This is a genomic window from Neisseria sp. HMSC074B07, assembly GCF_001810355.1.
In the GTDB taxonomy this organism is placed as follows: Bacteria; Pseudomonadota; Gammaproteobacteria; order Burkholderiales; family Neisseriaceae; genus Neisseria.
Genome location: NZ_KV800878.1, coordinates 36,332 through 39,960, shown reverse-complemented (window position 1 = coordinate 39,960; position 3,629 = coordinate 36,332). Strand labels below are relative to the sequence as shown.

Below are 3,629 nucleotides of genomic sequence, written 5' to 3'. Positions count from 1 at the left end.
GCCTTGTCCTGATTTAAAGTTAATCCACTATACTTCAATTCCGATAAATCATCCAAAGGAAACCAGCATAATGTCGGACAACACTACCCCGAAGGATAAGAAACCGCGCAAGCCGTACCTTATACTGCTTTTTACCGTTTATGCCTTGTGTTACGGCGTTTTACTCGTGTTTCTCACCGTTCAGCTTGCCGTAGCTTCCGGCGGGGTGGCAGCTTTTTTTGCCTCTATGCTCCATTTCGGTATTTTCGGACTGGTGTTCGGCAGTCTGACTAGTGTGGCTGCAATAATTACCGGTTTACTCTATATGCTTGGCTATATACTGGTTTGGGGCATACTGACCGGTATGGCGATGACGCAGCTTCGTTTGCATAGGAACTTGAAGCATATCTTGACCGCCATGCTCATCGGCTTTGTCTGTTCCTACATAAGCACGATATTGTTTGCGCTGTTTTTGTCAAAAGATATAGAGATGCTGTTTAATTTTTATTTCGAAGGATTAACGATATTCAGCCTATTGAATGCGTTTGCCGTTATTCCCTTTGGGCTGGTGTTTTTACCTAGTGAAAGCGGGTATAAACGGGAGCGGGAAATTGCCGTGAAAACCGTGAAGGCGGGCATTCATGCGGGGCAAGTCATTTTTGAACATGCAACTGAAAAAAAAGGCGTTTTTTCTTACCGCTGGTGGATTCCGCTTGCTTTTGCTTTGGCAGGTACGCCGATTTTCCTGACTTGCGCCTTCCTGATGCAGCCGGACTCCGCCTTCCCCGACACACAAGCTTGGAGCGCACACTTTATCCCGATGACTTTCTTTGGCTTTGCCGCCATGGCGGCAAGCGGTTTGACGGCAATGCTGATGCGTCTGCGTAAAGACCAAAAAGGCATTTTGAGCGGCCTTGCCCTATCGTCTGCCTACTTCGGCGTTATGGTTTATCTGCCGCCCATCAAGAATCCCAATTTGAATCCCTACGCCCATTTGCTCAACCCGTATTGGCTGCTGGCGGCTTGGCTGATATCGGTCGGCGTCTGCATTTGGTTGTCGTTTAAGAAAGTAGATAGCGGCAATAGCTAATAAAACTGATGAGGGGTCGTCTGAAAGGCGTTTCAGACGACCCCTTTGCCCATTTTATCGCTGCCATCTTTCTTGTCCCAATACACACAAATCTTTCCCAATTTGAAACAATCCCCTGATTTTGTTATTATTCCTTCAAAAAAAGAAATAATCATCATCCATTTTGTCTCACCCGGCCCTCATTACGGCTCATTCATCTGTGCGTTTTTACTCTCTTTTTCCCTTGTTTTTCATCCGGCAGGACGGTTTAAACGCCATTCGTTTTTTGTCTGCGTTTTATAGTGGATTACCAAAAATCGGGAAAGTCTCGGACCCTGTCCGACAGACCATGTTTTATTCCTAGTTTTTGTTAATCAACCATATACAGCCTTGCGCCCGTATCCGCCTGCCTCACCATCCCAAAGGAGGTCAAGGTTTGTCTTTATTTCATTTCTTACGCAACCGCTCTTCGTTCAACCCCTTCGTCGTTTCCGTTACGCTGTCCTTCGTGCTGCTGGTCATCGGCATCGCGCTTTTGATTCCGCAGCAAGCAGAAACCGTCCTCAATGCCGCCAAAACGGGCATTTTCAAAAACTTCAGTTGGTTTTACATCTTGGCGTTTTCAGTCTTCTTCTTCTTCCTGCTCGCACTTTCGGTCAGCAGCTTCGGCAACATCAAGCTGGGCAGCAACGAAGAAGAGCCTGAATTTAGCTTTTGGTCTTGGCTCGCCATGCTGTTCGCGGCGGGTATGGGGGTCGGGTTGATGTTTTTCGGCGTCGCCGAACCGCTCACCCACTATCTGTCCCCCATCACCGAAGGCGGCAGCGGCGCAAGGCAGCAGGATGCGTTGCTCCACACCCTCTTCCACTGGGGCGTACATGCCTGGTCGGTTTACGCCGCCATGGCGTTGGCGCTCGCCTATTTCGCCTTCCGCTACAAACTCCCGCTTTCCCTGCGCTCCTGCTTTTATCCGCTGTTGAAAGAGAAAATCGACGGTAAGGCAGGCGACATCATCGACATACTTGCGCTGGTCGCCACCCTGTTCGGCATCATTACCACGCTTGGTTTCGGCGCGGCGCAGTTGGGTGCGGGCTTGGCACAAATCGGCTGGATAAGCGAAAACACCTTTTCCGTACAAACCATCGTGATTTTCGCCGTCATGGGTTTGGCGGTCGCCTCCGCCGCCTCCGGCATAGGCAAAGGCGTCAAAATGTTGAGCGAGATGAACTTGACCCTTGCTTTTGTACTGATGGTTTTCGTCCTCGCCACCGGCCCGACCCTCCACCTGCTCTCCGCCTTCAACGACAACCTCGGCACTTACCTGAGCAACCTCGTACAACTCAGTTTCAAAACGTACAGCTACGAACAAAACCATACCGAATGGTTCGGCGGCTGGACCATCTTATACTGGGCATGGTGGTGTTCTTGGGCGCCTTTCGTCGGACTCTTCATCGCCCGCATCTCGCGCGGACGCACCATACGCGAATTTATTTTCGGCGTTTTGGCGGTTCCCTCCCTGTTCTGCGTCATCTGGTTTACCATCTTCGGCGATACCGCCATCTGGATTAACGACCACACCGCAGCAGGCGCATTGGGCGAATTGACCGGCACGCCCGAAAAACTCCTCTTCCGCTTCCTCGAATACCTCCCCCTGCCGACCCTCACAGGGCTTGTCAGCCTCATGGTGATCGCCCTCTTCTTCATCACCTCCGCCGACTCCGGTATTTACGTCCTCAACAACATCGCCTCCCGCGACAAAAGCGTGGCCGCCCCGCGCTGGCAGGCAGTGATGTGGGGGCTGTTGATGTCCGCCGCCGCCATTGTCCTTTTGCGCTTCGGCGGACTGCCCACCCTGCAAACCATGACCCTCATCGTCGCCCTGCCTTTCGCCATGCTCATGCTGATCATGTGTTTCAGCCTATGGCGCGGATTAAACGCCGACCACAAATACTTCACGACCGCCGTCACCCCCTCCAGTGTCTATTGGAGCGGCGACAATTGGCAGGACAGGCTCGAACGCATGCTGAACCAAACACAGGAACAAGACATCCTCAAATTCCTCAAAACCACCGCCCTGCCCGCCATGCGCGAATTGGGCGAGGAGCTGTCCGACAAATACAGCCTGAGCGTCGATATCCAAACCCACTTCGACCGCGAAGAACCTGCCGTCGAATTCACCATCCACAAAGAGTCCCTGCGCGACTTCATGTACGGCATTAAAACCATCAAGCGCGAAGTGTCCGAACAGCTTATCAAAGACGGCCACCTCCCGCACATCCGCCACAACGTAACCTACGAGCCCTACACCTACTTCTTCGACGGCCGCAGCGGCTACGACGTGCAATACATGAACCGCCGCGAACTCATCGCCGACATCCTCAAGCAGTACGAGCGTTACCTCAACCTCCTGACCGATGTCGGACAAGAACTCATGTCGCACCAGCAAACCGAATTGGCAGAATAAGTTTTTGTTAAACAGGTGGTAACCAAGGTCGTCTGAAAACGGGTTTCCCATTTTCAGACGACCTTTCTTCATGCGTTCAAACAAACCACACACCCCATCCACAATCCAACCGTAGCG

Annotated in this window: 2 protein-coding genes; both read left to right on the top strand. The window is 51.9% G+C overall.

Annotated features, from left to right (window positions below; translation table 11 throughout):
• The coding region (locus tag HMPREF2726_RS00765; RefSeq protein ID WP_246827835.1) for a hypothetical protein at positions 1-1,069 on the top strand (1,069 nt) is incomplete at its 5' end.
• Between the two features lie 415 nt (positions 1,070-1,484).
• A complete protein-coding gene (locus HMPREF2726_RS00760; protein WP_009311336.1) occupies positions 1,485-3,512 on the top strand; it encodes a BCCT family transporter in 2,028 nt (675 codons plus the stop codon).
• Positions 3,513-3,629: the final 117 nt, after the last annotated feature.